Source organism: Mesorhizobium sp. J8 (assembly GCF_016591715.1).
In the GTDB taxonomy this organism is placed as follows: Bacteria; Pseudomonadota; Alphaproteobacteria; order Rhizobiales; family Rhizobiaceae; genus Mesorhizobium.
This window is the reverse complement of record NZ_AP024109.1, coordinates 6194264-6210940: the sequence shown is the minus strand read 5'-3', so window position 1 is coordinate 6210940 and position 16677 is coordinate 6194264. Positions and strand designations below refer to the sequence as shown.

Sequence of the window (16677 nt, the reverse complement as noted above, 5' to 3'; positions counted from 1 at the left end):
AAAATTCGCGGCCAGCGCTGGCCAAAACGGCGTAAGGCGTGTATAGGCACCCGACTTTCTCAGATTATGGCCTCGATGCGGCCCTTTCGCGAGGGTTGCCGGGGCATTTTGACCATGTAGTGGAGCATATCCATGGCCGTTCCAAAAAGAAAAACCTCTCCGTCGAAGCGCGGCATGCGCCGCTCGGCCGACGCTCTCAAGGCCCCGACCTATGTCGAGGACAAGAATTCCGGCGAAATGCGCCGCCCGCACCACATCGACCTGAAGACCGGCATGTATCGCGGCCGCCAGGTGCTGGAGCCGAAGGAAAGCTGAGAAGCTTCCACGGTTTCGGGCGTTTCAAAAGACCGGCCTCTGGCCGGTCTTTTTGCTTTTTGGCGCCCCTGTCGGCGCGGCCGACCGAAATCGGCACGGCCTGATTTCGCGCCCGGATGGCCTTGAGCCGTCCCCTCTATAAGCACTCCAAGGGCAGACTGGTCGGCATGGACATCGTCGAGATCGCGCCGGCGCGCGATGTCAACGAGATCACCTCGATGACGGCCGGCCACATCATCCTGAACGTCATCGGCGCGGCGGTGCGCGCCGGTTACTTCAAGCGCTAAGGGTCCTTCGCGCGGGCATGATGGTGCGATGTCGGCCGGGCAACCGGCTGACATCGTTATTTCATTAGGTCTTCGAGCGTGTTCGCCGGCGCCTGCGAAAAGCCTTGACGGCGTGCTTGCCGCGGATTTTACAAAAGGGTGCCCATTGGAGTCGCCCAGATGTTCGGTGCCGTCCCGCTGCTGATCGTGCCCTTCGTCCTTTACAATCTCGGCCTGCTGGGATTGTTCGGCGGCGGCGACGATCCGTGGATGACCGAGATGTTCTCCTTCCGCATGATGTCGGGCGGGGTGTTCTCGATGACGCTCGGCGACCTGATGGTGCTGATCGGGCTGATCTTCCTGTTCGTCGAGATTTCGAAATCGGTGCGCACGACCAATGCGTCGATCCTGGATCACCTTTTGTCGACGCTGGTCTTTATCGCCTTCCTAGTCGAATTCCTGCTGGTGAAGGGTGCTGCGCACTCGGTCTTCTTCACGCTGATGATCATCGCGCTGTTCGACGTGCTGGCCGGCTTCTCGGTGTCGATGCGGTCGGCCAGCCGGGATATCAATTTGAACTGACGGATGTGCCGATATTCAGGTGAGGCCGGTCTGCGAACGACGGCTTCCTGCGCTTCCGGTGCTGACGTACTTCAAGTACGCTCCGCTCCGGTTCTCGCAAGCCATCATTCTCGACTCGGCCTGACCTGAATATCGGCATATCCCGGCCGCTGCAGCTGTGTAGGAGCGTTCACGTCGCGGCGGGTTCGGCCTTCCGCGCGACCACTTCTTCGTAGGCAGCGCGCAGTTGCTGGCGCACGGTCGGCGAGCCCGGCGGCGTCTTCGACGGCGCGTCCAGATGCTCGTGGCGCAGTTCGTCCATGAATTGATCCCATAGCGGCGGGCCGCCTTTTTCGAGCAGCTCGGCACGGATCGACAATTCTTCCGTGACGGGCAGCCAGACCCGTCCCCACGCCCCGAGCTGCGCCATGATCGGGACGAGCGTGATCGCCATCTCGGTCAGGCTGTAGATGGCCTTCTGCTTGTGGCTGGGATCGTCGGCCTTGGTCAGCAGCCCGAGCTCCATCAGCCGCTTCAGCCGGTCGGCCAGGATGTTGGAGGCGATGCCTTCCAGCGATCCGTTGAGCAACTCGCGAAAATGGCGCCGCCCGCCGAAGATCATGTCGCGCAGGATGATCAGGCTCCAGCGGTCGCCGAAGACCTCAAGCGACAGATTGATCGGGCAACCGGACCGACGGTCGATGCTCATGCGTACTGTCTCCAGAAAAACCAGTTGCATTATGATATCGGTTTTATTATCGTGCAACTGATTGCAAAATGCAATCGGACTGGAGGAGCAGATGACCAGCCCAGCGCAGCGTCCCGACATCGTTTCGGAGACTTTCGGCAGTCCGAAAGATCCGCCGATCCTTCTGATCATGGGCGCCATGGCTTCGATGCTGTGGTGGCCCGAAGCCTTCTGCCGGCAGCTTGCCGGGCGCGGCCGCTTCGTCATCCGCTACGACAATCGCGACACCGGCCTGTCGACCAAATATCTGCCGGGCGCGCCGACCTACACCTTCGAGGACATGGTGGACGATGCGGCCCGCGTGCTCGACGAGCATGGCGTCGCCAAGGCGCATGTCGTCGGCATGTCGATGGGCGGCATGCTCGCGCAGAGCATGGCGCTGAAATATCCCGAACGCGTCAGCGCGCTCACCGTGATCTCCTCTTCGCCGCTCGGCGTCGACACGTCCGGCCTGCCCGGAATGACTGAAGCCTATAGGGAGCATTCGGCGCAAGGCGGCGACGTCGACTGGTCGAACCGGCGGCAGGTGCTCGACTTCATGGTCGAGGACGCCCGCGCGATCGCCAGCACGCTGCATCCGTTCGACGAGAAACGGACGCGCGCGATGATCGAGGCGGACTACGATCGTTCCGGCGGCCTAGCCAGCGCGACCAACCATTTCCTGCTCAAGGGCGGCGGTCCGGAGCGCACGGTGCGAAACCTGACCGCGCCGCTTCTCGTCATCCACGGCACCGCCGATCCGCTCTTCCCGGTCGAGCATGGCGAAGCGCTGGCAAAGGCCGTTGCGGGAGCAAGGCTGGTCAAGATCGAAGGCGGTGGCCATGAACTGCACCGCAACGACTGGCCGCAGATCGTCGAAGCCATCGCCGCACACGGCTAGCCTATATGAAGCTATACGAAGCTGCCTTGACTCATGCCGCCCGGGACAATAGTGAAGTGATCACTTAAGTATCAAAGAGAGCAAGCATGTCCCTGACGTTGCATTTCCACCCGCTGGCCTCGTTCTGCTGGAAGCCGCTGATCGCGTTCTACGAGAATGACACGCCTTTCGAGCCCGTCATCGTCGACCTCGGCGACGATGCTTCCCGCGCCGCCTTCCTGAGGGTGTCGCCGACCGGCAAGATGCCGGCGCTGCGCGACGATGCGCGGGACCGCACGGTGCTGGAATCGACCATCGTCGTCGAATATCTCGCCGCGCATTATCCCGGGCCGGTCGAGCTCATCCCCGCCGACGTTGATCTCGCCTTGCAGGTCCGCCAGGCGGACCGCTTCTACGATTTCTACGTGCAGCATCCGATGCAGAAGATCGTCGGCGACAGACTGCGGCCGAGGGACAAGACCGATCCGTTCGGCGTCGAGGAGGCCCGGGCGCAACTGCGCAATTCCTACGCCATTGTCGAGGAGGAGATGCAGGACAAGACCTGGGCGGTGGGCGAAAGCTTCACCATGGCCGACTGCGCCGCCTCGCCGGCGCTGTTCTATGCCAACAAGGTCGAGCCGTTCGGCGACAAGTACCCGGCGGTGAAACGCTACCACGACCGGCTGCTCGCGCGCCCGTCCTTCGCCCGCGTCATCGAGGAAGCGGGACCCTACTTCAAGCTCTTCCCCTATAACAACGGCTAGAGCGCGATGCTGCACGATCCCGCCCAGCTCGATCTGATGTTCCAGGCACTCGCCGATCCGGCGCGGCGCCAGATGGTGGACCGTCTGTCGCGCGGGCCGGCATCGGTCAGCCAGCTGGCGGAACCGCTGGCGATGTCGCTTTCGGCCGTCGTCCAGCATCTCAACGTGCTCGAGGCAAGCGGCCTGGTCAGGACCGAAAAGCTTGGCCGGGTTCGAACCTGCCGGATCGAGCCACAGGCGCTCCGGGCCGCCGAGCGCTGGATCAACGAGCGGCGGCTCGCGTGGGAGCGCCGGCTCGACCGCCTCGGCGATTTCCTCGCCGAAACAAAAGATGAAAGCTGAAGGGTCCCGTCATGACCGAACGATCCGTCGTCCATTCCACCTTCGTCATCGAGCGCTTCTATCCGGCGGCGCCGGAGAAGGTTTATTTCGCGCTGAGCGACCCGGCGGCGAAGAAGCGCTGGTTCGTCGACCCCGACAACCCGATGCCCAGCCGGCATGAGATGGATTTCCGTGTCGGCGGCAAGGAGGTGAATGCCGGCTGTCCCAGCGACGGACAGATGCATTTCTACAACGCGGTCTATCAGGATATCGTGCCCAACCGGCGCATCGTCTACAGCTATGAGCTCCTGTTCGGCGAAATCCGGGTCTCGGTGTCGCTCGCGACGATCGAGCTTATCCCTGAAGGCAAGGGAACGCGGCTGATCCTGACGGAGCAGGGCGCCTTCTTCGACGGCATCGACACGTCGGCCACCCGCGAGCATGGTACCGGCGAACTGCTCGACGCGCTCGGGACAGCACTGGAACCGGCAAGTTGAGGCTCAAGAGCGTTTCACCGTTTCACGGAAACGGCGAACCGCTCTATCTCTCTGTTTTTATGCAATTCCAGACGGAAAACCGCTCACATTTTTCCTGGAATTGCTCAAGCCAAAGCGCATCGCTTTGGTTTTCCTTACGCGGCGCATATCGTTGTCTCGGACCACTGCAGTTTCGAGCGACGTGCTTTAACGGCCAAAGACTATTCCCCCGGCGCTGTTTCCCAGAACTGGTCGAGCCAGATGTTGAGCCTGAGGAATCCGGCGCTGCTGACAGTATAGACGCGCCGTGTGCCTTCGGCCTTGGCATTGACCAGGCCGGCGTCGAGCAGAACCTTCAGATGCTGGGAAACCGCCGGGCGTGAGACGGGCAACCCGGCCGCCAATTCGTTCACCGTCTTCGGGCCGCGCCGGAGTTCTTCCAAGAGATAGCGCCGATTGGGATCGGCTATCGCCACGAAGGCGTCAGAAAACATCATGCCTTTATTTGTGAGGCAAAGTCTTGCGAATCTCAACTATTGGTTTCAACCTTTCTGCGCGGATCGAGCCGGGTTGCCTCGGGGGTGACCGCGCGGTCCGCAGGTTGCGTCTTGAAGGCGTCGCGGTTTTCGATCGGCACCGGCGCGCGGGCGCGGATACGCAGCAGCGTATAGCCGGCAAGACTGAGATGCGCGAGCGCGGTCGCCAGGAAAAGCCCCTCCGGACGCACCGAGCCCATCAGCGCCGCGGCCAAAAGCGGGCCGATCATCGTGCCGAAGCCATAGAGCAGGAGCAGCCCGCCGGAGACCTTGACGAAGTCCTCGGCGCGGGCGTGGTCGTTGGCATGCGCGACGGCGATCGAATAGAGCGTATAAGCGAAGGCGCCATAGGCGGCGGTCATGACGATGACGAAGACGCCGGAACGCGGCGCGAACAGGAAGATCAGCATCGCGACCAGCGCCGCGCCGAAGGCAGCACCCGCCAGCACGAAGCGGCGGTCGGTCGTGTCCGACAGGCGCCCGGCCGGAAGCTGCATGGCGGCGCCGGCGATGACCACGAGGCTCATCATCAGCGCGATCTCGGCGGTGGAGATGCCGATGCGGGCGCCATAGACGGCGCCGAGCGTGCCCCAGGCGCCGTTGGCGATGCCGATCAAAAGGCAGGCCACCGCCGACACCGGCGAATTGGCGTAGAGGCCTTTGACGTCGAGCTTGACGTCCTGCAGGGGTTTTGGATGCGACTGCGTCGACACCGCCGTCGGAATGAGCGACAGGCAAAACAGGATGCCGGTGATCATGAACAGCGAAGCCGAGCGCACGTCGCCGCCGGCCACGATCATCTGGCCGCCCATGATCGAGGCATAGGTGACCATCATATAGAGACCGAAGACGGTGCCGCGGTTCTCGTTGGTGGCCTTTTCGTTCAGCCAGCTCTCGATCACCATGAAGGCGCCGGCCATGGTGAAGCCGGTGAAGGCGCGCAAGAGGATCCAGACATATTCGTCGATGATGAGGCCGGTGAGCAGCGCGATGATCGCGCCGGACGCGGCGAAGGTGCCGAAGGCCCTGACATGGCCGGCGCGGCGAACAAGCCGCGGCGCGAAGAAGCAGCCGGTAACGAAGCCGCCGGCCCAGGCCGTGCCCATCAGGCCGAGCGATGCGGTCGAAAAGCCTTCCACCTGACCGCGCAGCGGCAGCAGCAGCCCGTGCAGGCCGGATGCGGCAAGCAGGAACGCCGTGCCGCGAAGCAGCGAGAGGATCGGTCTGTAGGTTGCGAACATGGACTGATCCGGCTGGAATCTCGGGGCGCAGGTCTGTTTCAGCGTCTGGCAGTCGCAATCAGGCTTTTCCGGGGCGGACTGGCACGCCGGCGGAACTATCCTCTACGAAACAGCGCCTCGGCCGCGGATTTGGTTGCCCCCTTGGCGGCCCGTGCCTCTTCCAGCCGGGCAATCTCGTCACGCAGCATCGCAATGCGCTCGGACAATTCGTCGACGGAAAGCAGCGAGAGGTCCTGGCCGATCTCGTGCGGGCGCGGCTTCTTCCTGGGTTCGTCGTCGAAGATCGCCATCGTCGCTTCTCCCTTACTTGGCCATTTGCCTGATTTGGCAATCAGCATACATAGGGCAGGGGCGCCGATGCAAACCACTCAAGACGGGATTCGAGGAGACCGGACAGCCATGGCGAACAATCACAAGATTCCGGCGAAGATGACGGCCATTGCGATCTCGCAGCCCGGCGGGCCAAGGGTGCTCAAGCCGGAAACACGCGACGTGCCGGTGCCCGGCCCCGGCGAGGTGCTGATCCGGGTGCATGCGGCCGGCGTCAACCGGCCGGACGTCCAGCAGCGCAAGGGCGCCTATCCGCCGCCGCCCGGCGCCTCTGACCTGCCTGGATTGGAGGTGGCCGGCGAAATCGCGGCGCTCGGCGACGAGATATCGCGCTGGCGCATCGGCGACCGGGTCTGCGCGCTGACGCCGGGCGGCGGCTATGCCGAATATGTCAAGGTCCATGCCGGCAGCGTGCTGCCGATCCCGGCCGGCTTCACCTATTCGGAGGCCGCCGCCGTGCCGGAGAACTATTTCACCGTCTGGCACAATGTGTTCGAGCGCGGCGGGCTGAAGAAGGACGAGACGCTGCTCGTCCATGGCGGCTCGTCCGGCATCGGCACCACCGCCATCCAGTTGGCCTCGGCCTTCGGCGCCACTGTGATCACCACCGCCGGCAGCAAGGAGAAATGCGACGCCTGCCTGAGGCTCGGCGCCGGGCGGGCGATCAACTATCGCGAGGAGGACTTCGTCGCCGCGGTCAAGGATGCGACCGACGAGAAAGGCGTCGACGTCATCCTCGACATGGTCGGCGGCGACTATGTCGCGCGCAATTACGAAGCCGCGGCCGTCGAGGGGCGCATCGTCCAGATCGCGGTGCAGGCCGGCGCTGTCGCAAGCACCAATTTCGCGACGCTGATGGTGAAGCGCCTGACCCATACCGGCTCGACGCTCCGGCCGCGCACCGTCGAGTTCAAGGCTGCCATCGCGGCCGCGCTGGAGGCGCAGGTGTGGCCGCTGCTCGGCACACGCAAGGTGGCGCCCGTCATGGACATGATCTTTCCGCTGAGCGAGGCTTGGCGGGCGCATGAGCGGATGGAAGAGGGCGAGCATATAGGCAAGATCGTCCTCGACGTCGGGTAGGATCGGTCGCTATTCAGGTGAGGCCGGCCTGCAAATGCCGGGCTTCTGCGCTTCCGGTGCTCACGTAGTTTTTGGTTGCCGCATGTCCTTGTCGGAAAACCGGAAAACCACTTTTCCGGAACATGCGGATGTACGCTCCGCTACGGTTCTCGAAGTCCATCATTTTCGACGCGGCCTGACCTGAATCTCGACCATCCTGGCGTCGGCGCGTGTCCCAGTTCCAAGCTGAACGAATCCTTAATGGTGCAATGCACAAAATGCATTGCGGCCATGCAAAAGCGTCCGTTCATTTCTTGGGCAGGCATGCCTATTTACGCGCCATCAGACGATTTCATCAAATGACTGGAGAAACTGAAATGAACCCGATCCGTGCTTTCCGTAAGTGGCGCATGTACAACGAAACCGTGCGCGAGCTGAACAAGCTCAATGCCCGTCAGCTCAGCGACCTCGGCATCAACCGCGCCGACATCGAGCGCATCGCCCGCCAGGCTGTGTAACGGACGCCGCCCGACCGCAAGGCCGGGCCGCGTCTTGAAAGCCAGAGCCGTCGAGACGCTTGCTTCGTTTCCGGTTCCGAGCCCGCTGGACCCCGTCCAGCGGGTTTTGTCTTTTCAGGGCCGTGAATCGAGTCTTTCCCAAAAACATTGCGAAAATCGGAGGGAGCGTTTATACAGGCCGCGAATTTCCCATTTTGGTGGCTCTAAAACCACCGCCCGCGCGGGAACGCGGGCGAACGAGAAGGATTTTTGATATGGCCAATACGCTGCTGATGCCCAAGGCGACCGCCGTCTGGCTGGTCGACAACACCGCGCTTTCCTTCGAACAGATCGCGCAGTTCTGCGGGCTGCATCCGCTCGAGGTCAAGGCGATCGCGGACGGCGAGTCGGCGCAGGGCATCAAGGGCATGGACCCGATCATCACCGGGCAGCTGACGCGAGACGAGATCGCGCGCGGCGAGAAGGACGTCAATTACCGGCTGAAGCTGTCGGAGCCGAAGGTGCGGGTGCCGGAATCGAAGCGCAAGGGTCCGCGCTACACGCCGCTGTCGAAGCGCCAGGACCGGCCGAACGCCATCCTGTGGCTGGTGCGCAACCATCCCGAGCTCAAGGATGCGCAGATCGCCCGTCTCGTGGGCACCACCAAGTCGACGATCGAGCAGATTAGGGAACGCAAGCACTGGAACTCGGCCAACCTGCAGCCGATGGATCCGGTGACGCTCGGCCTCACCTCGCAGATCGACCTCGACCTCGAGGTCAACCGTGCCTCACGCGGCCGCGAGCAGCCGCAGCCCGTCGGCGACACGTTACTGCCCGCCGCACTCACCGAACGGCTGGTGCCGACGCCGGAGAAGCTGAAGGACGAAGATCAGGAGCTCGACGCCAACGCCGTCTTCGCCAAGCTTTCGGCGCTCAAGTCGAAGGACAAGGACGAAGACGACGATCAGGAGTAAGCCTCTCGGCGTCCAACAAAAAAGCCCGCTTTCGAGCGGGCTTTTTTGTTGGACAATGGCTTGGGAGGAAGTCACGTCCGCGCGGCGCGGTCGGGCGCCATGCCGTAATCCTCCGAGCGCTCGACGGCGCGGTAGAAATCGGCAAGCTGCTTGCCGCGCTCCGGCTTGAAGATGCGGCCGGCGATAACGACCGAGGCGATGCGGTCGATGCGGAAGGCGCGGAAATCGTCGCGCATCTCGCACCAGGCGACCAGGGTCCAGACTTTGCCCCAGAACCACAGGCCGAGCGGCCTGATGTCGCGCGCGGTGCTGCGGCCGGCCTCATCGGAATAGTCGATCGTCAGCACCTGGCGTTTCTCGACGGCGCGCTCGATCAGGTCGATCGCCTCGCGCGCGGCGTCGCTCACCACCCACATCGGCGTGTGGATCTCGGTGCGGGCGATGCGGTCCTTCTCGGTGTCGGGCAGCACCGCGCCGATCTTGACCAGCGCCTCGTCGGCGGCCCTTGCCATCGCCGCGCCCCCAAACGCGCGCACCATGCGCGCGCCGGCCACCAGCGCCACGATCTCGTCACGCGTGAACATCAGCGGCGGAAGGTCGAAACCCTCCCTCATCATGTAGCCAACGCCCGCTTCGCCGTCGATCGGCACGCCGGTCGACTGCAGGTCGGCTATGTCGCGGTAAATGGTGCGCTCGGAAACCTCGAGCCACGTGCCGAGCTTCTGCGCGGTGACCAGGCGGCCGCCCCGCAAATGCTGCACGATCTGGAAAAGCCTGTCGGCGCGGCGCATCGATCTCTCCCCCGGGGTTTATGGCTTCAGCCCTTCGCGCTTGCGCGCGGTCGGTACCAGCATCGACTGGCCTTCAACGACATCGCCGACCGTGTGCGGCCACGGCTTGATGCCTGGCGTGTTCAATCTGTCGCTCCAGCTTTTCACCATACGCGGATTACTCCTGATCGTCGGTTCATGTTCGCCACTGTCAGGATCGAAGCCGTCCCAATTACCGCAGACCTCCTGACAACATACTGTCAGGAGGTTACGGCGGAACCATCGCCGAACAGCCTTCTTTCCATGAACTCGACATCACTGGCCGCATTACATCTGGGCGCGGCGGCGCCCCACTCCAAGTCGCGACGGCAAAATTTCAGTTTTCACGCACCCGGCCCTGATAAAGGTCCGGCCAGCCGATGTCCTTGCGGATGTCAGCCGGCAAGGTGTTCAGGAAACGCTGGGTGCGGATCTCGTTGCGCACAGTACGAATCCTGCCGACATAGTGCTGCACACTGCGCAGAATGGTAAAACCGTTCATGACCTCACTCCTCTCTTTTCGATGAGAAGAGTATCGCACACCCCTCCTGACAGCAGTCTGTCAGGAGGTCGGCAGGGTGCCGAAGAAGGCGGCGCGGCGCCTCTGGCAGGGTTCGGATGAGCCCAGTTTCCGTCAGGAATACTCCGTCCGGAGGGCGCCTCAAGAACAGCTTTGACAGCCGTCATCGATGCTGGTCAAAGGCGGCATGACGAAACTGCTCGCCCTTGTCATCTGCGGCATCATGCTGATCCAGGTCATCAAGCCGCTGGGATGGCCGGGGCTGAAGCGGCGCGGCGATTTCTGGAAGCTGGCGCTGCTGGCGATGGCGGCAATCTCATTGGCCGCCGTGCTTGGACACTGGGCTTAAGCTTGGCCGATCCGGTCACGATGCTTCGCCGCCCAGCACAAAATCCAGCAGATGCTCGGCCCAGGCGCGGTAGCCCGCTTCGGAAGCGTGGAAGCCGTCGGACGCGAAGCCGGCTTCGGGATTGGTGATCGGCAGGCGCGTGGCTGCGATCGCGCCGCGCTCGTTGCAGAGCCGCACGCCCATGCGGTTCATCTCCATGGCACGGGTTTCGAGAATCTGGCCCAGCAATGGCGGCATTGCAGGCGCGCGGGTGAATTCCAGCACCGGCGACCACACCACGCGCGCTTCCGGCCATTTGGCCCGCAACCCGTAGAGCAGGCCACCGAACTCCTTCTTGAAGCGCGGCACGGAGCGAAAATTCTTGGTGTCGTTGGTGCCGATGGCCAGCACGATATGCGTCCAGGGATCGGCCGACAAATTGGGCAGGACATGGTCGCGAATCTGGCCGGAGGTCGCAGAATTGAAGCCGGCGGCGCGCCAGTGCACGGCCCGGCCGGTTCGCTCCGCGATCAGGCCGGCAAGCTGCGCGGCAAGGCCGTATTCGGATTGTTCGATCCCGACCGATGCTGCCGAGGAATCGCCCAGCACCAGCAGCGCGATCGCCGGCGGCTGCCCCGGTATTTCGTGCAGGACCGGCCCACGCGCCGGCAGCATGCGCGTGGTGCGCCGGCGCACGCCGAGCCCCTGCCAGACATAGACGGGGAAAGCGAGCCAGGTGAGAAGGGCAAGCAGGCGCTGCATGGCACATCCGTTGAAAACAGCGGGAAGCCTTAGCGCATGTTCAGGTCGAGGTGAACGAGGCCACTCATGCGCAGCAGTCGGGCCGGTCCTCGCCCTTGTCCTGGTATTCGTCGTGGAGGCGCACCCAGTCCATCAGGTTGTGATACGGGCCGGTCTCGTCGCGACCCTTCGGCGTCATGTCGAGATAATGATAGGCGCCGATCAGCGCGTCGCCGCCGCGGGCGCGCGATATGAAGGTGAGGAAGATGTCGCCGCATTCGTTGCGATAGAAGATGCTGGTGCCGGGCAGGTCTTTCGACCGCAAGGGCCGCTTCTCGAAATTGTAGGTGGTCTCGCCCGCCGCGATCTGCTTGTCGGTGAAGGAGACCTGCAGGTCGAAATTGAAGTCGGAGGCGTAGGACGACATCCAGTCGAACTTCCATCCCATGCGCTGCTTGTAAGGCAAGATCTCGGCCAGCGGCGCGCGCGAGACGACCACCAGCGAGGCGTCATGGTGCTTCAGATGCTGGTTGGCGCCGTCGATATGGTCGGCGAGGAACGAGCAGCCCGCGCAGCGATGGTCGCAGCCTGGCGTCATCATGAAATGATAGACGATGAGCTGGCTCTTGCCTGCGAACAGCTCGGCCAGGCGCTTCGGCCCGGCTTCGCTCTCGAAGACATAATCCTTGCGCAGCTTGAACCAGGGCAACTGCCGCCGCTCGGCGGCGACGAGGTCGCGGAAGCGTGTCAGCTCCTTCTCGCGCTCGAGGTGCCTTCGGTGCGCCTCGAACCAGTCCTCGCGCGAAACCACGGCATTGCGTTGCATGACCATCTCCTGTCCTCTCCTGCCAAGGACGTTCGACATCGGCGCGATCCGACATCGCTGCCGCCGTTTCATCGAATGAGGTAGGAACACTGCCGGCAAAAAACAAAACCCGGGCCGTTGGCCCGGGTTCTTGGTGGCTGTTGGAAGAGATTCCTCAGGCGGCCTTTTCCAGCGCCGGCTGCCATTTCCCAAGCGCGGCAAGATGGTTCATATGGGCGCGGTGGGTGAAGGCGGCCTGGCCGGCGGCGACGTTCGAGGCCTTGCCGCTCCATGCCTTCTGCGGCGCGGCCTGCAGCGCGCGGCCATAGGAGAAGGTCAGCTTCCACGGATGCGGGCCGATGGCGTTGATGGCGTTGAGGTTGGCGGTCGCCTCCTCGTCCTCCTGGCCGCCGGACAGGAAGGCGATGCCCGGCACTGCCGCCGGCACCACTTCGCGGAACAGCTTTATCGTCTTCTCGGCGATTTCCTCGGGCGCGACGGTCTTGCCCGACTTCTTGCCCGAGATGACCATGTTGGGCTTCAGAATCGAGCCTTCCAGCACGACGTGCGCCGCGTAGAGCTCGTCATAGAGCTTGACCAGCGTCGCCTTGGTGACGTCGTAGCAGGTATCGATCGAATGCGCGCCGTCCATCAGCACTTCCGGCTCGACGATCGGCACGATGCCGGCCTCCTGACAGAGCGCGGCGTAGCGGGCCAGCGCGTGGGTATTCGAGGCGATCGAATTGGCCGAGGGCACGCCCTTGCCGGTGTCGATATCGATCACCGCGCGCCATTTGGCGAAGCGGGCACCGAGCTTGTAATAGTCGGCAAGCCGCTCGCGCAGTCCGTCCAGGCCCTCGGTGATGGTGTCGCCGGGAAAGCCGGCAAGAGGTTTGGCGCCGAGGTCGACCTTGATGCCGGGAATGGCGCCGGAGGCCTTGATGATGTCGACCAGCGGGGTGCCGTCGGCGGCCTTCTGGCGGATGGTCTCGTCATAGAGGATGACGCCGGAGATGTATTTGGACATCGCGTCGGAGGCGCGGAACATCATCTCGCGATAGTCGCGCCTGTTGTCGGCGGTCGACTCGACGCCGATGACGTCAAAACGCTTCTTGATCGTGCCGGAGCTCTCATCGGCGGCCAAAAGGCCCTTGCCACCGCTCACCATCGCGGCGGCGATATCTTCGAGACGTTCACTCATGGGTGCTCTCCTAGGCTGCGTTTGTTCCGCGCTAGCAGAAGACTACCGCCAAAGGAATGACGCCGGAAAGTTAGAATCGATTGAAAGCCGCGCGGGCTTTGCCGGTCTCGGATTGTTTACCGCTTCAGCACCTCGACGCCCGGCAGCGGCTTGCCTTCCATCCATTCGAGGAAGGCGCCGCCGGCGGTCGAGACATAGGTGAAGTCGTCGGCGACGCCGGCGTGGTTGAGCGCGGCCACCGTGTCGCCGCCGCCGGCGACCGAGACCAGCTTGCCTGCCTTGGTGCGGCCCGCGGCGTGCTTTGCCGCCGCCACCGTGGCGCGGTCGAAGGGCTCGATCTCGAAGGCGCCGAGCGGACCGTTCCAGACCAGCGTCGCGGCGCGGTCGATCCAGTCGTTGACGGTCTGCACGGTCTTTGCGCCGACATCGAGGATCATGCCGTCGGCCGGCACGTCCGAGATGGCGACGGTCTCGCTCGCCGCACCAGCCTTGAATTCCTTGGCCACCACGCCGTCGGCGGGCAGGACGATGGCGCAGCCGGCTTCCGCCGCCTCGATCATGATCTGCTTGGCTGTGCCGGCAAGATCGTGCTCGCAGAGCGACTTGCCGACATCGGTGCCGCGCGCGGCCAGGAAGGTGTTGGCCATGCCGCCGCCGATCACCAGCGCGTCGACCTTCTTCACCAGGTTCATCAGGAGGTCGATCTTGGTCGAGACCTTGGCGCCGCCGACGATGGCAACGACCGGCCGAACCGGATTGCCGAGGCCCTTTTCCAACGCGTCGAGTTCGGCCTGCATGGTGCGGCCGGCATAGGCCGGCAAATGACGCGCCAGGCCTTCGGTGGAGGCATGTGCCCGGTGCGCGGCGGAAAAGGCGTCATTGACATAGATGTCGCCATTGGCGGCGAGCTTCTCGGTGAAGGCCGGCTCGTTCTTTTCCTCGGCCTTGTGGAAGCGGGTGTTTTCGAGCAGCAGGACGTCGCCGTCCTTCATCGCCGCGACCGCTTCGGCAGCCTTGTCGCCGACGCAGTCGGCGGCGAAGCCGACAGGGCGGCCGAGCACTTCCGCTGTCGCGCGGGCGATCGGCTCCAGCGAGAACTCGGCCGAAGGACCGTCCTTCGGGCGGCCGAAATGCGCCAGCAGGATCACCTTTGCCCCCTTTTTCGAGAGCTCGGCGATGGTCGGCGCGATGCGCTCGATGCGGGTGGCGTCGGTCACCTTGCCGTCGGCGACGGGAACGTTGAGGTCGACGCGCACCAGCACCCGCTTGCCGCTGACGGCGCCGATATCATCGAGTGTCTTGAAGCCGGCCATGGTCGTTCCTTTCCGCGAAAAAGCGCGGCGACCTTACCCGGCGCCGGGGACGATGCAAGCGCTGCGTGGAGGGCGGGCGCGCAAAAATGATGTCGGCGTGAGACATCAGCCCTCCCCGGTTGCCTTCTGCCCGTCCGGTGCCGGCCCCTGAGTGTCGATCGGCACGCCCTCGGCCGCCTGTTGTTGCGCCGGCTTGCGCCAGTTGCGGATCATGGCGGCTATGCGGTCGGCGATCTCGCCGGCGCTCAGGAAGACCGGCACGCGCGCGACCGGCGCGGTCGGCTCGAAGGACAGGCCGAGCCCGGTGATCCTGCCTTTCTCGTCGACATCGCGCACGATCAGCTCGATCGGGCCGATCACCACGCGGTCGGCATATTCGGGGCGGCCGCCGAGCCGCTCGGTAACGAGCGCCGCGACCGTGAGCTTCTGTTCGGCCTCCGTCAGGCCCGGCGCATAAGCGGCTTCCAGCTCCGCGGCCGAGCGGGCAGGATCGACGGCGAAGGCGCCGAAGAAGTCGGCGTCCTCCGGATCGACCACGGCGCGGCTGGCGAAAAGCTTGTCGAGAAGGCGCGGGTAGCGGTCCGGCACGAAGATGTAGACCTGATCGCCGGCTGCCAGCCGGCCCATGTCCTGGAAGCGCATGGAGCGGCCGTCGCGCAGCACCAGCGAGGGCCTTGCCCAGCGTGGGATGCGCTCGCCACGCGCCACCGGGCTGCCGGGCGCGACGCGATAGGCAAGCAGCTCGTGATGGGCCGAGCCCGGCAGTTCGAGCTCGACCTTGTCCAGCGGCCCGAGACGGGCCGGCACGATCAGACCAAGACGCCGTGCCAGCGGACCGACGGTCCAGCCCTGCACCACCAGCGACACGAGTACGATGATGAAGGCGGCGTTGAAGATCAGCCGGCCGTGCTCGATCCCACCGAGCAGCGGCGTGATGGCAAGCAGGATCGAGACCGCGCCGCGCAGGCCGACCCAGGAGACGAAGGCGACCTCCGGGCGCGGCAGGCGGAACGGGATCAGGCAGAGCCAGACGGCCAAGGGCCGCGCCACGAAGATCAGGAACAGACCGAGCAGGACCGCCGGGACCAGGATCGCCGGGAACTGCGAGGGCGTGGCGAACAGGCCGAGGATCAGGAACATGATGATCTGCGCCAGCCACGACATGCCGTCCTGGAAGCGCTTCAGGATGGTGACGGCGCGGATGTCGGAATTGCCGGCGATCAGCCCGGCAAGGTAGACGGCGAGGAAGCCCGAGCCGCCGATGGCGCCGGCTGCCGCGAACACCATCAGCGAGAGCGTCAGCACGAAGATCGGCAGCAGTCCATGGTCGAGGTTCAGCCGCTCGACGAGGCGGACGATGCCGAAACCGCCGAGCACGCCGACGATGGCGCCGACCCCCATATTGGCGAGGAAGCCGAGCAGAAGGTTGGTGGCCAGCACGTTGGCTTCGGGGTTGGCGTGCGCGGCGATGATCTCGACCAAAGTGATGGTGAGGAAGATGGCGATCGGGTCGTTGGTGCCGGATTCCACTTCGAGCGTCGAACGCACACGCTCGCGCAGATGGATTTCGCCGGCGCGCAGCAGGAAGAACACGGCCGCCGCATCGGTCGAGGCGACGGCCGCGCCGAGCAGCGAGGATTCCAGCCAGTTGAGACCGAGCAGATAATAGGCGGCCACGCCAAAAATGCCGGTGGTGAGGATGACGCCGATCGTGGCCAGCGACAGCGCCGGTCCGGCCGCCTGACGCAGCGCGTTGAGCGGCGTGCCGAAACCGGAATCGAACAGGATGATGGCCAGGGCCAGTGAGCCGGCAAAATAAGCCAAGCGGGCGTTGTCGAATTCGATGCCGAGGCCGTCGACGCCGGTGGCAAGGCCGATGCAGAGGAAGAGGAGCAGCAAGGGAGCGCCGAAGCGGAAGGCGATCAGGCTCGAAAACGCGGCGGCGACGATGAGCGCCGTGCCGACCAGCGTCACGAGATATATCGCATGCTCCATCCGCCAGCGCCCCTCAAG

The 16677-nt window shown here is 64.2% G+C and carries 22 protein-coding genes; 11 read left to right on the top strand and 11 right to left on the bottom strand.

Translation table 11 applies throughout. The annotated features are described in order from the left end of the window. Positions 1 to 132 precede the first annotated feature (132 nt). From rpmF to MJ8_RS29725, 3 genes are all read left to right on the top strand, one after another. Entirely contained in the window at positions 133 to 315 is a 183-nt protein-coding gene (gene rpmF, locus MJ8_RS29735) for a 50S ribosomal protein L32 (RefSeq protein WP_006203806.1), read from the top strand. A 122-nt stretch (positions 316 to 437) separates the two neighbouring features. Beyond that, a complete protein-coding gene (locus tag MJ8_RS29730) occupies positions 438 to 602 on the top strand; it encodes an arginase family protein (protein WP_412177081.1) in 165 nt (54 codons plus the stop codon). 159 nt (positions 603 to 761) lie between these two features. Further along, positions 762 to 1163 (top strand): hypothetical protein, encoded by a 402-nt coding sequence (locus MJ8_RS29725; protein WP_095816725.1) that lies wholly within the window; start codon positions 762 to 764, stop codon positions 1161 to 1163. A 169-nt stretch (positions 1164 to 1332) separates the two neighbouring features. Here the strand turns inward: MJ8_RS29725 and MJ8_RS29720 are convergent, their stop codons facing one another. After that, the gene (locus MJ8_RS29720; protein ID WP_201412116.1) at positions 1333 to 1851 is read right to left on the bottom strand and encodes a winged helix-turn-helix transcriptional regulator; all 519 of its coding nucleotides are present in this window, start codon (positions 1849 to 1851) and stop codon (positions 1333 to 1335) included. A gap of 91 nt (positions 1852 to 1942) precedes the next feature. Here MJ8_RS29720 and MJ8_RS29715 point away from each other — a divergent pair, with 91 nt between their 5' ends. The 4 genes from MJ8_RS29715 to MJ8_RS29700 all read left to right on the top strand — a co-directional run bounded on the left by MJ8_RS29715 (position 1943) and on the right by MJ8_RS29700 (position 4331). Then, positions 1943 to 2770, top strand: coding sequence for an alpha/beta fold hydrolase (locus tag MJ8_RS29715; RefSeq protein ID WP_201412115.1), 828 nt, complete (start codon positions 1943 to 1945; stop codon positions 2768 to 2770). A gap of 86 nt (positions 2771 to 2856) precedes the next feature. Further along, positions 2857 to 3513 (top strand): glutathione S-transferase family protein, encoded by a 657-nt coding sequence (locus tag MJ8_RS29710; RefSeq protein ID WP_201412114.1) that lies wholly within the window; start codon positions 2857 to 2859, stop codon positions 3511 to 3513. A gap of 6 nt (positions 3514 to 3519) precedes the next feature. Then, positions 3520 to 3855: an ArsR/SmtB family transcription factor gene (locus MJ8_RS29705; protein ID WP_041011211.1), complete on the top strand. Its 336-nt coding sequence runs from the start codon at positions 3520 to 3522 to the stop codon at positions 3853 to 3855. 11 nt (positions 3856 to 3866) lie between these two features. Next, positions 3867 to 4331 carry an SRPBCC family protein gene (locus tag MJ8_RS29700; RefSeq protein ID WP_201412113.1) on the top strand — a complete coding sequence of 155 codons (465 nt, stop codon included), beginning with the start codon at positions 3867 to 3869 and terminating at the stop codon, positions 4329 to 4331. A 200-nt stretch (positions 4332 to 4531) separates the two neighbouring features. Here the strand turns inward: MJ8_RS29700 and MJ8_RS29695 are convergent, their stop codons facing one another. From MJ8_RS29695 to MJ8_RS29685, 3 genes are all read right to left on the bottom strand, one after another. Next, the gene (locus tag MJ8_RS29695) at positions 4532 to 4807 is read right to left on the bottom strand and encodes an ArsR/SmtB family transcription factor (protein ID WP_040998815.1); all 276 of its coding nucleotides are present in this window, start codon (positions 4805 to 4807) and stop codon (positions 4532 to 4534) included. 32 nt (positions 4808 to 4839) lie between these two features. After that, complete coding sequence (locus tag MJ8_RS29690) at positions 4840 to 6087, bottom strand: MFS transporter (protein ID WP_201412112.1); 1248 nt, start codon at positions 6085 to 6087, stop codon at positions 4840 to 4842. A 95-nt stretch (positions 6088 to 6182) separates the two neighbouring features. Continuing rightward, complete coding sequence (locus MJ8_RS29685; RefSeq protein WP_040998812.1) at positions 6183 to 6377, bottom strand: DUF1192 domain-containing protein; 195 nt, start codon at positions 6375 to 6377, stop codon at positions 6183 to 6185. A gap of 109 nt (positions 6378 to 6486) precedes the next feature. Between MJ8_RS29685 and MJ8_RS29680 the strand changes: the two genes are divergently transcribed. The 3 genes from MJ8_RS29680 (at position 6487) to MJ8_RS29670 (ending at position 8947) form a co-directional block, all read left to right on the top strand. Then, on the top strand, positions 6487 to 7497 hold the full coding sequence (locus MJ8_RS29680) for an NAD(P)H-quinone oxidoreductase (RefSeq protein WP_201412111.1): 1011 nt from the start codon (positions 6487 to 6489) through the stop codon (positions 7495 to 7497). 356 nt (positions 7498 to 7853) lie between these two features. Next, complete coding sequence (locus tag MJ8_RS29675; protein WP_071074868.1) at positions 7854 to 7994, top strand: DUF1127 domain-containing protein; 141 nt, start codon at positions 7854 to 7856, stop codon at positions 7992 to 7994. 254 nt (positions 7995 to 8248) lie between these two features. After that, entirely contained in the window at positions 8249 to 8947 is a 699-nt protein-coding gene (locus tag MJ8_RS29670) for a DUF1013 domain-containing protein (RefSeq protein WP_201412110.1), read from the top strand. 71 nt (positions 8948 to 9018) lie between these two features. Here the strand turns inward: MJ8_RS29670 and MJ8_RS29665 are convergent, their stop codons facing one another. After that, positions 9019 to 9738, bottom strand: coding sequence for a helix-turn-helix transcriptional regulator (locus MJ8_RS29665; protein WP_127225314.1), 720 nt, complete (start codon positions 9736 to 9738; stop codon positions 9019 to 9021). Between the two features lie 355 nt (positions 9739 to 10093). Then, positions 10094 to 10258: a hypothetical protein gene (locus MJ8_RS29660; protein WP_095767353.1), complete on the bottom strand. Its 165-nt coding sequence runs from the start codon at positions 10256 to 10258 to the stop codon at positions 10094 to 10096. Positions 10259 to 10445: 187 nt separating this feature from the next. On the opposite strand from MJ8_RS29660, the gene MJ8_RS29655 reads away from it, so the two are divergent. Continuing rightward, entirely contained in the window at positions 10446 to 10625 is a 180-nt protein-coding gene (locus MJ8_RS29655; RefSeq protein ID WP_042641561.1) for a hypothetical protein, read from the top strand. Between the two features lie 15 nt (positions 10626 to 10640). Here the strand turns inward: MJ8_RS29655 and MJ8_RS29650 are convergent, their stop codons facing one another. From MJ8_RS29650 to MJ8_RS29630, 5 genes are all read right to left on the bottom strand, one after another. After that, the gene (locus tag MJ8_RS29650) at positions 10641 to 11366 is read right to left on the bottom strand and encodes an SGNH/GDSL hydrolase family protein (protein WP_201412109.1); all 726 of its coding nucleotides are present in this window, start codon (positions 11364 to 11366) and stop codon (positions 10641 to 10643) included. Between the two features lie 64 nt (positions 11367 to 11430). Then, the gene (locus tag MJ8_RS29645; RefSeq protein WP_201412108.1) at positions 11431 to 12171 is read right to left on the bottom strand and encodes a DUF899 domain-containing protein; all 741 of its coding nucleotides are present in this window, start codon (positions 12169 to 12171) and stop codon (positions 11431 to 11433) included. 154 nt (positions 12172 to 12325) lie between these two features. Continuing rightward, positions 12326 to 13351 (bottom strand): class I fructose-bisphosphate aldolase, encoded by a 1026-nt coding sequence (locus MJ8_RS29640; protein ID WP_201412107.1) that lies wholly within the window; start codon positions 13349 to 13351, stop codon positions 12326 to 12328. Positions 13352 to 13467: 116 nt separating this feature from the next. Continuing rightward, a complete protein-coding gene (locus tag MJ8_RS29635) occupies positions 13468 to 14664 on the bottom strand; it encodes a phosphoglycerate kinase (RefSeq protein ID WP_201412106.1) in 1197 nt (398 codons plus the stop codon). Between the two features lie 105 nt (positions 14665 to 14769). Continuing rightward, positions 14770 to 16659: a potassium/proton antiporter gene (locus tag MJ8_RS29630; RefSeq protein ID WP_201412105.1), complete on the bottom strand. Its 1890-nt coding sequence runs from the start codon at positions 16657 to 16659 to the stop codon at positions 14770 to 14772. Positions 16660 to 16677 lie beyond the last annotated feature (18 nt).

What these genes read in the sequence shown, in the direction of transcription:
- rpmF (WP_006203806.1), top strand. Translation starts at nt 133, where the DNA reads ATGGCCGTTCCAAAAAGAAAAACCTCTCCGTCGAAGCGCGGCATGCGC.
- MJ8_RS29725 (WP_095816725.1), top strand. Translation starts at nt 762, where the DNA reads ATGTTCGGTGCCGTCCCGCTGCTGATCGTGCCCTTCGTCCTTTACAAT.
- MJ8_RS29720 (WP_201412116.1), bottom strand. Translation starts at nt 1,851, where the DNA reads ATGAGCATCGACCGTCGGTCCGGTTGCCCGATCAATCTGTCGCTTGAG.
- MJ8_RS29715 (WP_201412115.1), top strand. Translation starts at nt 1,943, where the DNA reads ATGACCAGCCCAGCGCAGCGTCCCGACATCGTTTCGGAGACTTTCGGC.
- MJ8_RS29710 (WP_201412114.1), top strand. Translation starts at nt 2,857, where the DNA reads ATGTCCCTGACGTTGCATTTCCACCCGCTGGCCTCGTTCTGCTGGAAG.
- MJ8_RS29705 (WP_041011211.1), top strand. Translation starts at nt 3,520, where the DNA reads ATGCTGCACGATCCCGCCCAGCTCGATCTGATGTTCCAGGCACTCGCC.
- MJ8_RS29700 (WP_201412113.1), top strand. Translation starts at nt 3,867, where the DNA reads ATGACCGAACGATCCGTCGTCCATTCCACCTTCGTCATCGAGCGCTTC.
- MJ8_RS29695 (WP_040998815.1), bottom strand. Translation starts at nt 4,807, where the DNA reads ATGATGTTTTCTGACGCCTTCGTGGCGATAGCCGATCCCAATCGGCGC.
- MJ8_RS29690 (WP_201412112.1), bottom strand. Translation starts at nt 6,087, where the DNA reads ATGTTCGCAACCTACAGACCGATCCTCTCGCTGCTTCGCGGCACGGCG.
- MJ8_RS29685 (WP_040998812.1), bottom strand. Translation starts at nt 6,377, where the DNA reads ATGGCGATCTTCGACGACGAACCCAGGAAGAAGCCGCGCCCGCACGAG.
- MJ8_RS29680 (WP_201412111.1), top strand. Translation starts at nt 6,487, where the DNA reads ATGGCGAACAATCACAAGATTCCGGCGAAGATGACGGCCATTGCGATC.
- MJ8_RS29675 (WP_071074868.1), top strand. Translation starts at nt 7,854, where the DNA reads ATGAACCCGATCCGTGCTTTCCGTAAGTGGCGCATGTACAACGAAACC.
- MJ8_RS29670 (WP_201412110.1), top strand. Translation starts at nt 8,249, where the DNA reads ATGGCCAATACGCTGCTGATGCCCAAGGCGACCGCCGTCTGGCTGGTC.
- MJ8_RS29665 (WP_127225314.1), bottom strand. Translation starts at nt 9,738, where the DNA reads ATGCGCCGCGCCGACAGGCTTTTCCAGATCGTGCAGCATTTGCGGGGC.
- MJ8_RS29660 (WP_095767353.1), bottom strand. Translation starts at nt 10,258, where the DNA reads ATGAACGGTTTTACCATTCTGCGCAGTGTGCAGCACTATGTCGGCAGG.
- MJ8_RS29655 (WP_042641561.1), top strand. Translation starts at nt 10,446, where the DNA reads ATGCTGGTCAAAGGCGGCATGACGAAACTGCTCGCCCTTGTCATCTGC.
- MJ8_RS29650 (WP_201412109.1), bottom strand. Translation starts at nt 11,366, where the DNA reads ATGCAGCGCCTGCTTGCCCTTCTCACCTGGCTCGCTTTCCCCGTCTAT.
- MJ8_RS29645 (WP_201412108.1), bottom strand. Translation starts at nt 12,171, where the DNA reads ATGCAACGCAATGCCGTGGTTTCGCGCGAGGACTGGTTCGAGGCGCAC.
- MJ8_RS29640 (WP_201412107.1), bottom strand. Translation starts at nt 13,351, where the DNA reads ATGAGTGAACGTCTCGAAGATATCGCCGCCGCGATGGTGAGCGGTGGC.
- MJ8_RS29635 (WP_201412106.1), bottom strand. Translation starts at nt 14,664, where the DNA reads ATGGCCGGCTTCAAGACACTCGATGATATCGGCGCCGTCAGCGGCAAG.
- MJ8_RS29630 (WP_201412105.1), bottom strand. Translation starts at nt 16,659, where the DNA reads ATGGAGCATGCGATATATCTCGTGACGCTGGTCGGCACGGCGCTCATC.